Genomic DNA, 17,281 nt, shown 5'->3' with positions numbered 1-17,281 from the left:
ATCGGCACTTAAGCCGTTGAATTCACTTTTTCGCCAGTTCCTGGTTTAACTGCCAGAGCTCCCGGCGTTCTTCGCTGCTTAAACCGTGTGTGCGATCGCGAGCTATCAACTCTTCTTGTCGCCGTTCAAGCATCGAATCAAACATATGATTGAGTGCGTCGGTGAACGTTTTTTCCGCAATGTCCTTATCTGCTATATCGTCCCACATTGACAGTTTTTCAAGGGTTGCGGCCTCTTTTGTGCCGCGGTAATGCTCCAACAACTGCCCGGTGGTCAGTCCTGGCTGTGACAAACAAGTGTTGACCAGTTCTGCAAATAAGCCAAGCCCAGGTAGTCTGGATTGATCCAGGCCGGTGAGTGGAGGCACCGCTGGCGCCAGCTCCGGGTTCTGGATCAATAGCCCTATCAGTATACGCATGGTTGTGCGTTTTAGCTGAGGAGCGGGGCGGACCACGCTGTTTTCCGCCTGTTTTGGCATTAATCGATCAAGCTGTGCATCATCGAAAATACCAATCTTATTACCCAACATTTGGCGCAACTGGATGCGCAATGTTTCGCCCGGCACCTGGTTGATTAACGGCAGCGCCAGCGCGGCCAACTGCGTTGTACCGTCCGGCGTGGTTAAATCTGCCTGTGGCAACAGGCTGTTAAACAGAAACGTGGAGAGCGGCTGAGCCTGCTCCATCCGCGCTTCGAACGCCTCTTTACCTTCTTTACGCACCAGCGTGTCCGGATCTTCACCGTCCGGCAAAAACATAAAACGTAGCTGGCGACCGTCGCTCATATACGGCAGCGCCGTTTCCAGCGCTCGCCATGCGGCATCGCGACCTGCACGGTCGCCGTCGTAACAGCAGATGACGTTTTTCGTCACCCTGAACAGCAACTGGATATGATCCGCCGTTGTCGACGTTCCCAGCGAGGCTACCGCGTAGTTGATGCCATACTGCGCCAGCGCCACCACGTCCATATAGCCTTCGACGACTAACAGTCGCTGCGGTTCATCGTTATCCTGCTGCGCTTCATACAGGCCATACAGCTGGCGGCCTTTATGAAAAATATCGGTTTCCGGTGAGTTCAGGTATTTGGGCGTATCATTACCTAATACACGCCCGCCAAAACCAATCACCCGGCCACGCTTATCGCGAATGGGGAACATGACCCGCTCGCGAAAGCGATCGTAACTGCGTCCCTGATCGTTTGTTACCAGCATACCTGCGTCGATCAGCGATTGGCGGTTCTCGCTGTTGCCGCCAAAACGCTTTAACACGTTGTCCCAGCCGGGTGGGGCATAACCAATAGCGAACCGCGCAATGATGTCGCTGCTCAAACCACGCTTTTGTAGATACTGGCGCGCAGGTTCAGCGGCAGGTTGCGTCAGAGATTGCTGATAAAATGCGTTCAGGCCGTCCATCAGTTGATAGAGCGTTTGCCGTTGATGGCGCTCTATCAGACTTGGCCCGCTGCCTGCTTCGAAAGGCACTTCAAGGTTGTGCATGGCCGCCAGTTCTTCGACGCTTTCGACGAACTCGAGCTTGTCGTAGTTCATTAAGAAGTCGAGAGCGTTACCGTGCGCGCCGCAACCAAAGCAGTGGTAAAACTGTTTTTCACCATTTACGGTGAAAGAGGGGGTTTTTTCGTTATGGAATGGACAGCACGCGTGGTAGTTCTTGCCCTGCTTTTTCAGCTTTACACGCGCGTCGATGAGATCGACGATGTCGGTGCGCGCCAGCAGGTCATTGATAAAAACACGTGGGATTCGTCCAGCCATAGGCCCCGTTTATTTATATTCGTTGTCGTTCAGGTCGCTGTGATGCAACCGGAAGTCCGTAGAATATGTCAGCTTATAAACGAAAATAAGCCGCGCATTCCTTTCGGAAGCACGGCCTTACAACTACAACTCGGTCTGCAATTGAGGGCGATGCGCCCTCAACAGATTAGTACAGACGAGTACGGCGTGCGTTTTCGCGAGCCAGTTTCTTCGCGTGACGTTTCACAGCGGATGCTTTAGCGCGTTTACGTTCGGTAGTCGGTTTTTCATAGAATTCACGACGACGAACTTCCGCCAGAACACCTGCTTTCTCGCAGGAACGCTTGAAGCGACGCAGAGCTACGTCGAACGGCTCGTTTTCACGTACTTTAATTACCGGCATGTGCCTCTCACCTTTGATTAAATCGGTTTGCCGCTGGCGTTCACGCCAGCTTATTTCAAAATGGTGCGGAATTTTACTGCAACTACTGTTGCTTTGTAAAGCACCTCCGCCCTTTTTGAAAGGGACTTTCATAAGGGTGGGGAGTATACACGAACTCCTCACCTGGGGTGAGCAAAGTTTTACATCGACCCGCATTCGCCCTACACTGCGCGGTATTGCAACGAGGTAAAAATAGCCATGCGCGTACTGGGCATTGAAACATCCTGCGATGAAACCGGCATCGCAATTTATGACGATCAACAAGGGCTTTTAGCCAACCAACTGTATAGTCAGGTAAAACTGCACGCCGATTACGGCGGAGTGGTGCCGGAACTGGCATCCCGCGACCATGTGCGCAAAACCGTGCCGCTGATTCAGGCTGCGCTGAAAGAGTCCGGATTAACCGCAAAAGATATTGATGCGGTGGCCTATACTGCCGGTCCGGGGCTGGTTGGCGCGCTGCTGGTCGGCGCGACCGTCGGTCGTTCACTGGCGTTTGCCTGGAATGTTCCGGCTATCCCTGTTCACCATATGGAAGGGCATCTACTGGCGCCGATGCTGGAAGATAATCCCCCGGCATTCCCCTTTGTCGCTCTGCTGGTTTCCGGCGGTCACACACAATTGATTAGCGTCACGGGCATTGGCCATTATGAACTGCTGGGCGAGTCGATTGATGATGCGGCAGGCGAAGCCTTTGATAAAACGGCGAAACTGCTCGGACTGGATTATCCAGGTGGCCCGATGCTGTCAAAACTCGCATCGCAGGGGACGGCGGGGCGTTTTGTTTTCCCGCGCCCGATGACTGACCGTCCCGGGCTGGATTTCAGTTTCTCCGGTCTGAAAACCTTTGCGGCGAACACCATTCGAAGTAATGGCGACGATGAGCAAACCCGTGCCGACATTGCACGTGCGTTTGAAGATGCGGTGGTCGATACACTGATGATCAAATGCAAGCGCGCGCTGGATCAAACCGGCTTTACGCGCCTTGTCATGGCGGGCGGCGTGAGCGCCAACCGGACCTTGCGCGCAAAACTGGCGGAGATGATGCAAAAGCGTCGCGGTGAGGTCTTTTATGCGCGTCCGGAGTTTTGCACCGACAACGGCGCGATGATTGCTTATGCGGGGATGGTGCGCCTGAAAGTGGGGAATGACGCCGGGCTTGGCGTGACTGTTCGCCCTCGCTGGCCGCTGGCGGAGCTACCTGCGGCGTGATCTATGACAGCCCGGTTGCTATTTGCGCGCCGGGCAACATTCCTACTCTTCCCGTTTTTTCTTTTTGAGCCGGGTCCAGATTTTGGTTTCCTGGCGTCGCCACAGGCGCTGAATATTGTCGTGGTGGCGCAGCAGGATCAGGCACGACAGCATCGCCACCGGGAAAGTGAACTGCGGTTTGAACCACCAGACATAGAATGGGGCAATCAGCGCACTGACAATCGCGCCCAGGGAGGAATAACCGCTTAGCAGCACCGTCAGCAGCCAGGTTCCCGCCATCACACCTGTTAAATCCCAGCCAATTGGCGCTATGGCGCCAAATGCTGTGGCCACACCTTTACCGCCCTGAAACTTAAAGAAAATGGGCCAGATATGCCCAAGACAGGCAGCTATCGCGATGAGGCCTAGCCAGAATGGCGTGATGCCCAGCGCGTATGCGCCCCAGACCGGCAGCATGCCTTTCAATACGTCAAAAATCAGTACCGTTACGGCTGCTCCTTTGCCGCCAATTCTTAATACGTTGGTCGCTCCGGGGTTTCCGGAGCCACTCTCGCGTGGGTCCGGAAGACCCGCGATGCGGCAGACCAGAATTGCGCTGGAAATTGAGCCGCAAAGGTACGCGAGGAAGATCATTCCGGGCGCGATTGCACTCATAACGCTGTTCCGTTGTGAAAATGTCGTTTTATTCTCTGCATCCGTGGATAATACGCATAAATTCCGGAAAGTGGTATCCAGGGAATGCGCAAAATCTGACGGATCGCCAGGAAAGCGGCGGCCTGAAGCAAGAAGTGTGTAACCCACTAGCAGGCGAGGTGTAATGGACATCGTATTTATTGAGCAGCTTTCAGTTATCACCACAATTGGTGTTTACGACTGGGAACAGACCATTGAACAGAAGCTGGTGTTCGATATCGAAATGGCGTGGGATAACCGCAAAGCCGCTAAAAGTGATGATGTGAAGGATTGCCTGAGCTATGCCGATATCGCCGATGTGATTGTCGGTCATGTTGAAGGCGGGCGTTTTGCACTGGTGGAGCGTGTGGCGGAAGAGGTTGCAGACCTGCTGCTGGCGCGCTTTCAGTCGCCGTGGGTGCGCATCAAACTCAGCAAACCAGGCGCGGTCGCGCGCGCGCTAAACGTAGGCGTGATCATTGAGCGTGGCTTAAATCCGAAAGAAAGTATTTAAATTCATAATAATTAAACCAAGCGCTAGTATTCAGGTCATAGATAACGGCATTTTCGGCTTCTCTGCGGGGTAAGCCGTTTTTTATAGCTTTCTTAGGGGTTTATTTGATGGGCGATATGCATTCGTTGCTGGTGGCAGCCATTCTGGGTGTCGTTGAAGGGCTTACCGAATTTCTGCCGGTCTCCAGTACCGGCCATATGATTATCGTAGGGCATTTACTGGGATTTGAGGGCGATACGGCAAAAACCTTTGAGGTGGTGATTCAGCTGGGGTCGATTCTGGCGGTTGTGGTGATGTTCTGGCGACGCCTGTTTGGTTTAATTGGTATTCATTTCGGTCATCAGCCCCATGAAGGCACCGGTACAGGCCGCTTGACACTGGGGCATATTCTGCTCGGCATGGTTCCGGCCGTGGTGCTCGGGCTGGTCTTCCACGATACCATCAAGTCGCTGTTTAACCCGCTGACCGTGACCTATGCGTTGGTGGTGGGTGGTGTACTGTTGATTGCCGCAGAAGTTCTTAAACCTAAGGTTCCGCGCGCGGAAGGGGTTGATGATATTACCTATCGTCAGGCCTTTATGATTGGCTGCTTCCAGTGCCTGGCGCTGTGGCCGGGCTTCTCCCGTTCCGGCGCCACCATTTCCGGCGGGATGTTGATGGGAGTAAGCCGTTACGCGGCGTCTGAGTTTTCGTTCCTGCTGGCAGTGCCCATGATGATGGGGGCCACGGTGCTGGATCTCTATAAAAGTATGGGGTTCCTCACGACCGGTGATATCCCGATGTTCGCCGTTGGCTTTATTACAGCGTTCATTGTGGCGCTGATTGCCATCAAAACCTTCCTGCACGTGATTAAACGTATCTCGTTTATCCCCTTCGCGATTTACCGTTTTATCGTCGCTGCGGTTGTCTATCTGGTCTTTTTATAAGCGTTGCGCCCTCACTCTTTCGGCTGAGGGCAACGCTGCTCTTTCCAGTGTGCAAGGGCTGCTATCCGTCTACGGGTCAGCTCTTCGCGCACTTCCGCGCCTTTAAAACCCGCATCAATCACCGCTTTGGTTGGCACCGCACGCGCCACTTCCCAGGCTTCACGCAATAAACGCCCCTGCGGATAATCGCTGGCTTCAAACCCGGTACGACCGCGCACATCTGCCTCACTGGTCAGCGCGATTTGCTCGACGCGGTGCGGCTTACGCCAGGCGTCGATAGAATCAAACAATTTCACGATAGTTTTGGGCAACAGGATCGGGAAGGTGTGGATCAGATCGTGAAACTCCGCCACCAGTTTTGCCAGGTCGCGGATGTCATTAGGAACGCGAAGCCGTTTACACAGCCCTTCTACCAATTTTACGCCAGCCGGGCCATGACCATGATGTCGTGGCCACAGCTCTTTGGGGGTTAACCCTTTGCCCAGATCGTGGCACAACGTGGCAAAACGCACATCCACGTCCGGGCTGAGCATGGCCGCCATTGTCAGCGTCATCAATGTATGCACGCCCGTATCGATTTCCGGATGCCATTTCGCGGGCGCGGGAACACCATACAGCGCGTCCACTTCCGGGAATAAAACGGCCAGCGCGCCGCAATCCCGCAGTACCTGGAAGTAGACCTGCGGGTTACGGGTGCGCAATGCATTTTCCGTCTCTTGCCATACGCGTTCGGTGGTCAAATGCGCCAGTTCACCCGCGTCTGTCATGGCGCGCATCAGCGCCATGGTCTCATCGGCAATGCGAAAACTGAGATGCGCATAGCGGGCAGCAAAGCGCGCAACGCGCAGAACGCGTAAAGGATCTTCGCCAAAGGCGGGGGAGACATGGCGCAGGATCCGATTGTGCAGATCTCGCTGACCATTGAAAGGATCGATGATGTTGCCGTTTTCATCCTGTGCGAGGGCGTTAACGGTTAAGTCGCGGCGCAGCAAATCTTGCTCAAGCGTAACGTCTGGTGCCGCATGGACAGTGAATCCTGTATAGCCGACGCCCGATTTGCGCTCGGTGCGTGCCAGGGCATACTCTTCGTGGCTTTTCGGGTGCAGGAACACAGGAAAATCACGGCCTACCTGTTGGTAGCCCGCGTTGAGCATCTCTTCCGGCGTGGCGCCGACTACCACCCAGTCTCTGTCTTTGACTGGCAGGCCTAACAACGTATCGCGTACTGCACCACCGACCAGATAACTCTTCACCCGCCACTCCTCTCACTTATTTTGCCGACTGATAATACGTAAGTGTAGAGAAGATGGCTAATGTGCTTAGTTCATCCAGCGATCTTTGCGTTTGCGGGTGGGGATCATATGCGGCAACACCAGGCCCAGTAACAGGCCTGCGCCCAGCACGCCGCCGCCATACATAAACCATTGCATAATGATGGTGCGCTGTTTGTCATCCAGTTGCAGATTGGCGGCATTCACCTTTTTTTGCGCCACAATTAACTCGTTTTTGAGTTTCTGATTTTCATCTTTCAGGCCGCTAATGACACCATCGCTCTGCGCGACTTTCTGCTGCATCTCGGCAGTGCGCTGGTTCCAGGTATTGTCGATATTGTTGAGTTTATCGGTCAGCGTTTTGACCTGGTTTTCCAGTTCCGGTACGCGGGTGCGCAGGCTGGGCTGGGTATTCAGTTCTTTGAGAGGGATCCACGCGGTACGCCCGGTGCTATCGCGCACCTGACCATAATCGCTATTGGATTGCAGCAGGGTCACTTCCTCGCCGGCATTCACCGTGCCCACAAGGCGGTAATTATCTCCCGGTCCGCTACGGACCCAGGTATTCAGTTCGTCGGAAACATAACGTTTTTCCTCAGCGTGGGTTCCCAGGGACACGCTAAGCGCAAATAAGGTCAATCCAATCAGGCGTAATTTTGGCATCAGGTAGTCGTTATTTCCATTGGACGTGAAGGGTAAACAGTGACCACAGTCTGACGATACCCTGCTGTTGGCATCAATCGGAATCTTCCGGGTCAAACTGCGCACTTATGCGAACTTTTGCTCCAGCCAGTTTGCGCATTGCATGGCAATTTGGCGCAAAATACTATCTACTGACAAACATCGGGCGCGTTAGTTCGCCGAAATTTTCACTGATGTGACATAACCATAAGTGCAAGGCCATGGCTCAGGAAATCGAATTAAAGTTTATCGTGAATAGCGACAGCGTGGAAACGCTTCGCCAACATCTCCATACGCTGACCGACGAACATGTCGCACCCAGCCAGCTACTGAACATCTATTATGAAACGCCGGACAACTGGCTGCGTGGCCACGATATGGGGCTGCGTATTCGCGGTTTTGACGGCAAATATGAGATGACGATGAAAATCGCCGGTCGGGTGATCGGCGGTTTACATCAACGCCCGGAATACAACATTCCGCTGGAAAAAGCCGAGCTTGACCTGGCGCGTTTCCCGGCAGAAGTGTGGCCGGAAGGCTCTCTGCCTGCTGACTTACAGGCGCAGACTCACCCGCTGTTTAGCACCGATTTCTGGCGCGAAAAATGGCTGGTGACCGTGGGCGACAGTCGCATTGAGATTGCTCTTGATTTAGGCGAAGTCAAAGCCGGTGAATTTGCCGAGCCGATTTGCGAACTGGAGCTGGAACTGCTGAGTGGCGATCCATCGGATATCCTTAAGCTGGCGCGCCAGCTCGTCACGCTCTCAGGGTTACGTCAGGGAAGTCTGAGCAAAGCGGCGCGCGGTTATCATCTGGCGCAGGGCAATACGCCACGTGAAATTCACCCGACGCCGATTCTGCAACCAGTAGCGAAAGCCAGCGTAGAGCAGGGGTTCGCCGCCGCGCTGGAGCTGGCGCTGTCGCAATGGCAGTACCACGAAGAGTTATGGATTCGGGGGAACAACCGCGCAAAAGACGATGTACTGCGCGCCATTGCGCTGCTGCGTCATACTCTGGTGCTGTTTGGCGGTATTGTGCCGCGTAAAGCGAGCGCTCACTTACGTGATTTACTGACGCAAGCTGAAGCCACCATCACCTCTGCGGTCTCCGCCGAGACAGCCGTCTGGAGCACGCCATCAGCCATGGCAAAACTGGTGCTGACAGAATGGTTGGTGAGCCAAGGCTGGCGTGCTTTCCTGGATGAAAAAGCACAGGCGAAGTTTGCCGATTCGTTTAAACGCTTTGCGGATGTTCACCTCTCGCGCACCGCCGCTGAGCTGAAAAAAACGTTTGCTCAACCGCTTGGCGACAGCTATCGCGACCAGTTGCCGCGCCTGGCGCGGGATATCGACAGCGCGTTGCTGCTGGCCGGTTTTTACGATCGCGCACTGGCGATTGAATGGCTGGAAAATTGGCAAGGGCTGTATCACGCCATTGAAACCCGCCAAATCATCGAAATTGAACATTTCCGTAATACCGCCATTAACCAGCCACCGTTCTGGTTACACAGCGGGAAACGCTAACTAAAGGATATTTCGGATGTCGCACGCCTCACCGTTATCGCAACACTGGCAGACGGTACTCACTCGTCTGCCGGAATCCATAGCCGCGAAACCACTAAGCGCACAGGCGCAGTCAGTGCTCACTTTTAGTGACTTTGTTCAGGATGCGATCATCGCGCATCCGGCGTGGTTAGCGGAGCTTGAAAGCGCGCCGCCGCAGGCTGACGAGTGGCGGCACTATGCCTCCATGTTGCAAAGCGTGTTGCAGGACGTTGCGGATGAAGCATCGCTGATGCGGGCATTGCGGCAGTTTCGCCGCCGCGTAATGGTGCGTATTGCCTGGGCTCAGGCGCTGCGACTGACAGCGGAAGAAGACATTCTTCAGCAGTTAAGCGTGCTGGCGGAAACGCTGATTGTTGCGGCGCGAGACTGGCTCTACGATGCCTGCTGCCGCGAATGGGGCACGCCGTGCAATACGCAGGGTGTTGCGCAGCCGATGCTGGTGCTGGGAATGGGGAAACTCGGCGGCGGCGAACTGAACTTCTCGTCTGATATTGATTTGATTTTTGCCTGGCCGGAAAACGGTGCTACCCGTGGCGGCAGGCGGGAGCTGGATAATGCGCAGTTTTTCACGCGTCTCGGCCAGCGGCTGATTAAAGTGCTCGATCAACCCACGCAGGATGGGTTTGTCTACCGCGTGGATATGCGACTGCGTCCCTTTGGCGACAGCGGCCCGCTGGTGCTCAGCTTTGCCGCGCTGGAGGATTATTACCAGGAGCAGGGGCGCGACTGGGAGCGCTATGCCATGGTCAAAGCGCGGATCATGGGGGATGACGACGGCGATCACGCCAGGGAGTTGCGGGCGATGCTGCGGCCCTTTGTCTTCCGCCGTTATATCGATTTTAGCGTCATTCAATCGCTGCGTAATATGAAGGGCATGATTGCCCGCGAAGTGCGCCGCCGTGGTTTGAAAGACAACATCAAGCTGGGCGCTGGCGGCATTCGCGAAATCGAATTTATCGTCCAGGTGTTTCAGCTGATCCGCGGTGGTCGCGAACCGGCGCTGCAATCCCGTTCGTTGCTGCCGACGCTGGCGGCAATTGATCAGTTGCGCTTGTTGCCGGAGGGCGAGGCCACCACCCTGCGTGAAGCCTATCTCTGGCTACGCCGGCTGGAAAACCTGCTGCAAAGTATTAATGACGAACAGACACAGACGCTGCCGGGTGATGAACTGAATCGGTCGCGACTCGCCTGGGGAATGGGCGTTCCCGACTGGGAAGCGCTCAGTTGTGCGCTGGAAACCCATATGGCGGCGGTACGACGCATTTTTAATGCGTTGATTGGCGATGATGAAACGGATTCGCCGGAAGATACCCTGTCTGAACACTGGCGCGAACTGTGGCAGGACGCGCTGCAGGAAGATGACACCACACCTGCGCTGGCGCACCTCTCTGATGACGATCGCCATCGCGTGCTGGCGTTGATTGCCGATTTTCGCAAAGAACTTGATAAACGCACCATTGGGCCGCGTGGTCGTCAGGTGCTCGACCATTTGATGCCGCACTTGCTCAGCGATGTGTGCTCGCGTGATGATGCCCCGGTGCCGTTGTCGCGCCTGACGCCGCTACTGACCGGCATTATTACCCGAACGACCTACCTCGAGCTGTTGAGTGAATTCCCCGGTGCGCTGAAGCATTTGATCTCGCTGTGCGCGGCATCGCCGATGGTCGCCAGCCAGTTGGCGCGTTATCCGATACTGCTGGATGAACTGCTCGATCCCAACACGCTGTATCAGCCCACGGCAATGAATGCGTACCGCGATGAGCTGCGGCAATATTTACTGCGCGTGCCTGAAGATGATGAAGAGCAACAGCTCGAAGCGGTGCGCCAGTTTAAACAGGCCCAATTGTTGCGCGTAGCGGCGGCGGACATTGCCGGAACGCTGCCGGTGATGAAGGTGAGCGATCATCTGACCTGGCTGGCAGAAGCGATTATCGATGCGGTGGTACAGCAGGCGTGGGGGCAAATGGTGGCCCGTTATGGCCAGCCGACGCACCTGCGCGAGCGCGAAGGGCGCGGTTTTGCCGTGGTGGGATACGGTAAGCTGGGGGGCTGGGAACTGGGCTACAGTTCCGATCTCGATCTGGTGTTCTTACATGATTGCCCACCGGATGCCATGACCGATGGCGAACGGGAAATTGATGGTCGTCAGTTTTATCTGCGTCTTGCCCAGCGAGTCATGCACCTGTTCAGCACCCGCACATCGTCCGGCATCCTTTACGAAGTCGACGCCCGTCTGCGCCCATCCGGCGCGGCAGGTATGCTGGTGACGACGACGGAATCGTTCGCGGATTATCAGAAAAACGAAGCCTGGACGTGGGAGCATCAGGCACTGGCGCGTGCGCGCGTGGTGTACGGCGATCCGCAACTGACCGCCGATTTTGACGCTATTCGTCGCGATATTCTGATGACTCCACGTGACGGGGAGACGTTGCAAACCGAAGTGCGTGAGATGCGGGAAAAGATGCGTGCGCATCTCGGCAACAAACATAAAGATCGCTTCGACCTGAAAGCAGATGAAGGCGGTATTACAGATATCGAGTTTATCGCGCAGTATCTGGTGCTGCGATACGCGCATGACAAACCGAAGCTGACACGCTGGTCGGATAATGTACGCATCCTCGAAGGGCTTGCGCAAAACGGCATTATGGATGAGCAAGAAGCGCTGGCGCTGACGCACGCTTACACCACGCTGCGTGATGAACTGCACCATCTTGCGTTGCAGGAGCTGCCGGGAAATGTCGCGCTCTCTTGTTTTGTCGCTGAGCGCGCTCTGATCAAAGCGAGCTGGGAGAAGTGGCTGGTGGAACCGTGCGCCCACGCGTAAGTGTGGTATTATCGCGCGCAAATTTTGTATCTCTCAGGAGACAGGAATGAAAGTAACGCTGCCAGAGTTTGAACAGGCCGGTGTCATGGTAGTGGGTGATGTGATGCTGGATCGCTACTGGTACGGCCCAACAAGCCGCATTTCTCCGGAAGCGCCAGTACCCGTGGTGAAGGTCGATACGATTGAAGAGCGCCCCGGCGGCGCGGCAAACGTGGCGATGAACATCGCATCGTTGGGTGCTACTGCACGTCTGGTCGGGCTGACCGGTATTGACGATGCGGCGCGGGCGCTCAGTAAGGCGCTGGCGGACGTTAACGTTAAATGCGACTTTGTTTCTGTTCCGACGCATCCGACGATCACCAAGCTGCGCGTGCTTTCCCGCAACCAGCAACTGATCCGTCTCGATTTTGAAGAAGGGTTTGATGGCGTTGACCCGCAACCGATGCACGATCGTATTAGCCAGGCGCTGGGCAACGTTGGCGCGCTGGTGCTGTCTGATTATGCCAAAGGCGCACTGGTCAGCGTCCGGCAGATGATTACGCTGGCGCGCAACGCAGGTGTACCGGTGCTTATCGATCCGAAAGGCACCGATTTCGAACGCTATCGCGGTGCAACGCTGCTGACGCCTAACTTATCCGAGTTCGAGGCCGTCGTGGGTAAATGCAAAAGCGAAGCGGAGATCGTTGAGCGCGGCATGAAATTGATCGCTGACTATGAGCTGTCGGCGCTGCTGGTGACCCGGTCCGAACAGGGCATGACACTGCTGCAACCGGGTAAAGCGCCACTGCATATGCCAACCCAGGCGCAGGAAGTGTATGACGTGACCGGTGCTGGCGATACGGTCATCGGCGTTCTTGCGGCAACGCTGGCGTCGGGCAATTCTCTGGAAGAAGCCTGCTACTTCGCGAACGCGGCGGCGGGTGTGGTGGTCGGTAAACTCGGTACTTCAACCGTGACGCCGATTGAGCTGGAGAACGCGGTGCGTGGTCGTGCGGAAACCGGTTTTGGCGTGATGACGGAAGCGGAGCTGAAAGAGGCTGTTGCTGCAGCGCGTAAGCGTGGTGAGAAAGTCGTGATGACCAATGGCGTTTTCGACATCCTGCATGCCGGGCACGTCTCTTATCTGGCGAATGCGCGGAAACTCGGCGATCGTCTTATTGTTGCGGTGAACAGTGATGCGTCCACTCGACGCCTGAAAGGCGACACCCGTCCGGTGAACCCGCTGGAGCAGCGCATGATTGTGCTGAGCGCGCTGGAAGCGGTGGATTGGGTGGTTTCGTTTGAAGAAGATACGCCGCAGCGTCTGATTGCCGGGATCCTGCCGGATCTGCTGGTAAAAGGCGGTGACTACCAGCCGGAGCAAATTGCCGGTAGCAAAGAGGTCTGGGCCAACGGCGGTGAAGTACTGGTGCTCAACTTTGAAGACGGTTGTTCAACCACCAATATCATCAAAAAAATCCAGAAACAGGGTGATTAAACCCTCTAATAGCGCTCTTTGCCAGGCAAAGAGCGCGTCGTATTACGCGTGATCGTCAACCGGCGGAATAGCAGGCGCGGGTTTCACTTCGGTGTTTTTTCCCTGATTCTCCAGTTCGCTAAGGCGCTGTTCCAGTAAAGCCAGCTTCTCACGTGTGCGCAGCAGCACCTGCGTTTGCACGTCAAACTCTTCACGGCTTACCAGATCGAGGCGGGTTAACTGTGCCTGTAGCGTCTGACGGATCTTCTTCTCAACGTCTTCCCCGAACTCACGGATCCCTTTTGGCATGGATTCGTGAACCTGGCGCGCAATCTGTTCAATTTTTTTCGGGTCAATCATTTTGGGTTCCCTGCTCGGATGGGCTCATGCAGTCATTGTAGTGTGATAACCCCAGGTGATAAACCAGAATTGTTTGAAGCTTATGCATTGCCGAAGGTAATCAATGGCGTTATAGTTATTCCGCTTATTCTCAGGGCGGGGCGAAATTCCCCACCGGCGGTAAATCAGCGTACGCTGAAAGCCCGCGAGCGCTTCAGGTTAATGCCTGAAGGTCAGCAGATCCGGTGTAATTCCGGGGCCGACGGTTAAAGTCCGGATGGGAGAGAGTAACGATACTGCCGGGCATGATGCCCGCTCGCGTTATTTTTTTGCCGCTTTGCGACACTCCTAAGACTGCCCTGATTCTGGTAACCATAACTTTATTGAGGTCTTTTACCATGAATCAGACGCTGCTTTCTTCTTTTGGCACGCCTTTCCAACGTATTGAAAACGCACTCACCGCACTGCGCGAAGGCCGGGGTGTAATGGTGCTCGATGACGAGGACCGTGAAAACGAAGGCGATATGATTTTTGCCGCCGAAACCATGACCGTTGAGCAGATGGCGCTGACTATCCGTCACGGTAGTGGGATTGTCTGTTTATGCCTGACTGACGAACGCCGTAAACAACTCGATCTGCCCATGATGGTCGAGAACAATACCAGCGCCTATGGCACCGGTTTTACCGTCACTATTGAAGCCGCTCACGGCGTCACCACCGGTGTTTCCGCTGCTGACCGTATTACGACCGTTCGCGCGGCAATTGCAGACGGTGCTAAACCGTCTGACCTGAACCGTCCTGGTCACGTCTTCCCACTGCGTGCGCAACCGGGTGGTGTTCTGACCCGTGGCGGCCATACCGAAGCCACTATCGATTTAGTCACGCTGGCCGGGTTTAAACCGGCGGGTGTGCTGTGTGAATTAACCAATGACGATGGCTCTATGGCCCGTGCGCCGGAGTGCATCGCGTTTGCTAAGCAACACAATATGGCGGTTGTGACGATTGAAGACCTCGTGGCATACCGTCAGGAGCATGAGCGCAAAGCCAGCTAATTGTTGCCGTTAACGCTAAAAATCCGAAGTCGCTGGCTTCGGATTTTTTTTGCCTGTCCTGTATCAAACTTTGTTGCACTTCTCATGCTCACACGTTGAAATCTTAGGCCTCTACTTATAAAGTGGTAATGGCGTTATCTGATGTGAGTAATGGGTTTGAATTCACCTAATCCGTTAAATTAAAAAGATTTTTAATGATTCTGCGTTGTGTTTTTTGCCAAATAGAGTCATGGAGTCGCGATGTTTATTTCCTGGTATTGGCTACTGCTTATTGTTCTGGTCCTCGTTGTCTATATTCATGCGCTTAAACGCAACAATAAAGCCTGTCGCCACGACCGCGATGCGCTATACACAGCTTATCAGCGTGTGCTTGATGAGTTGAAGAAAATCAGCGGTGCCAGGCAGGGCGAGTAGCAGCGCTACCCGTCCATGGTGGCAGGCGGTCGGCTTAACCGCCAATTCCCATCGCCTGAAGGGCGACCAGGCTTAATCCCATCACCGACATACCACACAGTACGCCATAGCTCGGGTTATTATTCGGGTCTATTTCTTTTGCCAGGGGCATAAGCTCATCTACAGAAAGCGCAACCATAATCCCCGCGACGGCAGCCATGATTGCAGCCATCACCACCGGTGACACCAGGCTACCGAGGATCAACCACGCCAGTACGCCGCCGATAATTTCCGCCAGACCCGAAATGCCGGCCCAGAAGATAGCAGTACGTTTGGAACCCGTAGCGGCATAGACCGGGCCGGCAACCGCAAGTCCTTCAGGAATATTGTGCAATGCCACCGCAAAAGCGATGCCGAACCCCAACTCCAGATCGTTGCTGGCGGTGACATACGTGGCGATCCCTTCCGGAAAGTTATGCAGACTGATACCGAGCGTCAGCAGAATGGCGGTACGGCGGATGCCGCGCGGGAAGCTGTGTTGTGTACCCTGCATTAAGTCCTGCGGGTGGGCGTGAGGCAGCATGCGATCCAGCGCAAAGTAACCCAGCAACCCGACAACAAACATGCCATAGCCCAGCATGGGCGACATATTCTCTGTTGCCAGCGCGGCGGGAAGCATCTCCATCAGCGAGATGAGCAACATAATTCCGGCGGCAAAACCAAGCGAAAACGCCAGTACGCGATTAGAGGGTTTCTGGCCTAACACGCCGAGGATCGCGCCAATAAAGGTGGCAGCGCCTGCCAGTAAAGTCAGGATTAGGGGCACTGACATGCATAACTCCTTTATGATAATGATTCTCATTAATGTATGTTTTCACGTTGCGAAAAGCGAGGCGGGCGCGCCATCTTTACGCATTCCTTACATTCAAAATTACTGAAGATCTTCATCATGGTTATCAGAGTTCTTCGTCTCCTGAAAAGGCGTAATGTAGTGCTATCAAATTGTCACACTCTGTAAGGATATCACCATGTCAGCACCCCGTATGCCAGCGCTGTTTTTGGGCCACGGTAGCCCAATGAATGTTCTGGAAGATAACATTTATACCCGTGCCTGGGGGGAACTGGGCGAAACACTGCCGCGCCCGAAAGCGATTGTAGTGGTATCCGCCCACTGGTTTACGCGTGGCACGGGCGTGACGGCGATGGAAGCACCGAAAACGATCCATGATTTTGGCGGTTTCCCGCAGGCGCTGTATGACACGCATTATCCGGCGCCGGGTTCACCAGAATTAGCGCAGCATTTGGTTGAACTGCTGGCACCGGTGCCGGTGGTGCTCGACAAAGAAGCCTGGGGTTTCGACCACGGTTCATGGGGAGTATTGATAAAAATGTACCCCAATGCGGATATCCCGATGGTGCAACTGAGTGTGGACAGCACTAAACCCGCAGCATGGCATCTTGAGATGGGGCGTAAACTGGCGACGTTGCGTGACGAGGGCATTATGCTGGTTGCCAGTGGTAACGTCGTGCACAACCTGAGAACAGCGCGTTGGCACGGTGAGAACACGCCATACCCGTGGGCAACGTCGTTCAATGACTTTGTGAAAGAGAATCTGACCTGGCAGGGACCGGCTGAGCAACATCCGCTGGTCAACTACCTTGACCATGAAGGCGGTTCGTTATCGAACCCGACGCCGGAGCACTTCTTGCCACTGTTGTACGTACTTGGCGCGTGGGACGGTAAAGAGCCAGTGTCGATCCCGGTTGATGGCATTGAGATGGGCTCTCTCAGCATGCTTTCCGTTCAGGTTGGTTAACCCAATGGCGCGTAATGCGCCATTTTTGTTGTCACCCCTAAACCACCTCCTGGGGAGGTGGTGATTGATCCTGTAAGGCTATAGCCTGAAGAATGCCCATGCCGGAATATCTCTGCTTACTCACCACAAGTAAAAGGAGACAAACCGACATGGGGCTTTACAGGAGTTCATCACATGTATATTGGCGTTGTAAATACCACATAGTCTGGACGCCTAAGTACCGTTTCAGGATCCTGAAAGATAAGTTGGGCAAGGAACTTTACAGGACAATCTACATTCTCTGCGGAATAAAGGATTGTGAGGTTCTGGAGCTAAATGTTCAGCCAGATCATGTACATCTGGTCGTAATAGTCCCGCCGAAAATCTCGAT

The 17,281-nt window shown here is 54.7% G+C and carries 17 protein-coding genes and 1 riboswitch; of the genes, 10 read left to right on the top strand and 7 right to left on the bottom strand.

Going from position 1 to position 17,281, the window contains the following annotated elements; translation table 11 throughout:
• Positions 1-22 precede the first annotated feature (22 nt).
• A complete protein-coding gene (gene dnaG, locus GA0061071_RS20300; protein WP_061493087.1) occupies positions 23-1,768 on the bottom strand; it encodes a DNA primase in 1,746 nt (581 codons plus the stop codon).
• Positions 1,769-1,934: 166 nt separating this feature from the next.
• A complete protein-coding gene (gene rpsU, locus GA0061071_RS20295; protein WP_001144069.1) occupies positions 1,935-2,150 on the bottom strand; it encodes a 30S ribosomal protein S21 in 216 nt (71 codons plus the stop codon).
• A 237-nt stretch (positions 2,151-2,387) separates the two neighbouring features.
• On the opposite strand from rpsU, the gene tsaD reads away from it, so the two are divergent.
• The gene (tsaD, locus tag GA0061071_RS20285) at positions 2,388-3,401 is read left to right on the top strand and encodes a tRNA (adenosine(37)-N6)-threonylcarbamoyltransferase complex transferase subunit TsaD (protein ID WP_088237693.1); all 1,014 of its coding nucleotides are present in this window, start codon (positions 2,388-2,390) and stop codon (positions 3,399-3,401) included.
• Between the two features lie 42 nt (positions 3,402-3,443).
• On the opposite strand, the gene plsY is transcribed toward tsaD, so the two are convergent.
• Positions 3,444-4,055 carry a glycerol-3-phosphate 1-O-acyltransferase PlsY gene (plsY, locus tag GA0061071_RS20280; protein ID WP_061493089.1) on the bottom strand — a complete coding sequence of 204 codons (612 nt, stop codon included), beginning with the start codon at positions 4,053-4,055 and terminating at the stop codon, positions 3,444-3,446.
• Positions 4,056-4,218: 163 nt separating this feature from the next.
• Here plsY and folB point away from each other — a divergent pair, with 163 nt between their 5' ends.
• Both folB and bacA read left to right on the top strand, forming a co-directional pair.
• Positions 4,219-4,587 carry a bifunctional dihydroneopterin aldolase/7,8-dihydroneopterin epimerase gene (folB, locus tag GA0061071_RS20275; protein WP_061493090.1) on the top strand — a complete coding sequence of 123 codons (369 nt, stop codon included), beginning with the start codon at positions 4,219-4,221 and terminating at the stop codon, positions 4,585-4,587.
• Positions 4,588-4,694: 107 nt separating this feature from the next.
• Positions 4,695-5,513: an undecaprenyl-diphosphate phosphatase gene (bacA, locus tag GA0061071_RS20270; RefSeq protein WP_061493091.1), complete on the top strand. Its 819-nt coding sequence runs from the start codon at positions 4,695-4,697 to the stop codon at positions 5,511-5,513.
• 11 nt (positions 5,514-5,524) lie between these two features.
• On the opposite strand, the gene GA0061071_RS20265 is transcribed toward bacA, so the two are convergent.
• Both GA0061071_RS20265 and GA0061071_RS20260 read right to left on the bottom strand, forming a co-directional pair.
• Positions 5,525-6,766 carry a multifunctional CCA addition/repair protein gene (locus GA0061071_RS20265; protein ID WP_088237694.1) on the bottom strand — a complete coding sequence of 414 codons (1,242 nt, stop codon included), beginning with the start codon at positions 6,764-6,766 and terminating at the stop codon, positions 5,525-5,527.
• 66 nt (positions 6,767-6,832) lie between these two features.
• The gene (locus tag GA0061071_RS20260) at positions 6,833-7,447 is read right to left on the bottom strand and encodes a TIGR04211 family SH3 domain-containing protein (RefSeq protein ID WP_088237695.1); all 615 of its coding nucleotides are present in this window, start codon (positions 7,445-7,447) and stop codon (positions 6,833-6,835) included.
• A gap of 239 nt (positions 7,448-7,686) precedes the next feature.
• Here GA0061071_RS20260 and GA0061071_RS20255 point away from each other — a divergent pair, with 239 nt between their 5' ends.
• The 3 genes from GA0061071_RS20255 to hldE are packed head-to-tail and all read left to right on the top strand — an operon-like array spanning position 7,687 to position 13,331.
• Positions 7,687-8,988 (top strand): CYTH domain-containing protein, encoded by a 1,302-nt coding sequence (locus GA0061071_RS20255; RefSeq protein WP_061493094.1) that lies wholly within the window; start codon positions 7,687-7,689, stop codon positions 8,986-8,988.
• Positions 8,989-9,004: 16 nt separating this feature from the next.
• Positions 9,005-11,854 (top strand): bifunctional [glutamate--ammonia ligase]-adenylyl-L-tyrosine phosphorylase/[glutamate--ammonia-ligase] adenylyltransferase, encoded by a 2,850-nt coding sequence (gene glnE / locus GA0061071_RS20250; protein ID WP_088237696.1) that lies wholly within the window; start codon positions 9,005-9,007, stop codon positions 11,852-11,854.
• Between the two features lie 46 nt (positions 11,855-11,900).
• Positions 11,901-13,331: a bifunctional D-glycero-beta-D-manno-heptose-7-phosphate kinase/D-glycero-beta-D-manno-heptose 1-phosphate adenylyltransferase HldE gene (hldE, locus tag GA0061071_RS20245; protein WP_061493096.1), complete on the top strand. Its 1,431-nt coding sequence runs from the start codon at positions 11,901-11,903 to the stop codon at positions 13,329-13,331.
• Positions 13,332-13,373: 42 nt separating this feature from the next.
• Here hldE and ubiK read toward each other — a convergent pair whose 3' ends face one another.
• The gene (gene ubiK, locus GA0061071_RS20240) at positions 13,374-13,670 is read right to left on the bottom strand and encodes a ubiquinone biosynthesis accessory factor UbiK (RefSeq protein WP_061493097.1); all 297 of its coding nucleotides are present in this window, start codon (positions 13,668-13,670) and stop codon (positions 13,374-13,376) included.
• 122 nt (positions 13,671-13,792) lie between these two features.
• A riboswitch (FMN riboswitch) is annotated at positions 13,793-13,942 on the top strand.
• Between the two features lie 105 nt (positions 13,943-14,047).
• Here ubiK and ribB point away from each other — a divergent pair.
• Together ribB and GA0061071_RS23515 are read left to right on the top strand one after the other, a co-directional pair.
• Positions 14,048-14,701 (top strand): 3,4-dihydroxy-2-butanone-4-phosphate synthase, encoded by a 654-nt coding sequence (ribB, locus tag GA0061071_RS20235; protein WP_088237697.1) that lies wholly within the window; start codon positions 14,048-14,050, stop codon positions 14,699-14,701.
• Positions 14,702-14,941: 240 nt separating this feature from the next.
• On the top strand, positions 14,942-15,115 hold the full coding sequence (locus tag GA0061071_RS23515; RefSeq protein WP_071889854.1) for a hypothetical protein: 174 nt from the start codon (positions 14,942-14,944) through the stop codon (positions 15,113-15,115).
• Between the two features lie 34 nt (positions 15,116-15,149).
• On the opposite strand, the gene zupT is transcribed toward GA0061071_RS23515, so the two are convergent.
• Positions 15,150-15,926 (bottom strand): zinc transporter ZupT, encoded by a 777-nt coding sequence (gene zupT / locus GA0061071_RS20225; RefSeq protein WP_061493099.1) that lies wholly within the window; start codon positions 15,924-15,926, stop codon positions 15,150-15,152.
• A gap of 196 nt (positions 15,927-16,122) precedes the next feature.
• Here zupT and ygiD point away from each other — a divergent pair, with 196 nt between their 5' ends.
• Positions 16,123-16,911, top strand: coding sequence for a 4,5-DOPA-extradiol-dioxygenase (ygiD, locus tag GA0061071_RS20220; protein WP_061493100.1), 789 nt, complete (start codon positions 16,123-16,125; stop codon positions 16,909-16,911).
• A 149-nt stretch (positions 16,912-17,060) separates the two neighbouring features.
• On the top strand, positions 17,061-17,281 hold a 221-nt coding region (tnpA, locus tag GA0061071_RS20215), incomplete at its 3' end, for an IS200/IS605 family transposase (RefSeq protein WP_139109650.1).

The sequence above is a fragment of the Kosakonia oryzendophytica genome, assembly GCF_900094925.1.
GTDB classification, from domain to species: domain Bacteria; phylum Pseudomonadota; class Gammaproteobacteria; order Enterobacterales; family Enterobacteriaceae; genus Kosakonia; species Kosakonia oryzendophytica.
This window is presented reverse-complemented; position numbering and strand designations above follow the sequence as displayed.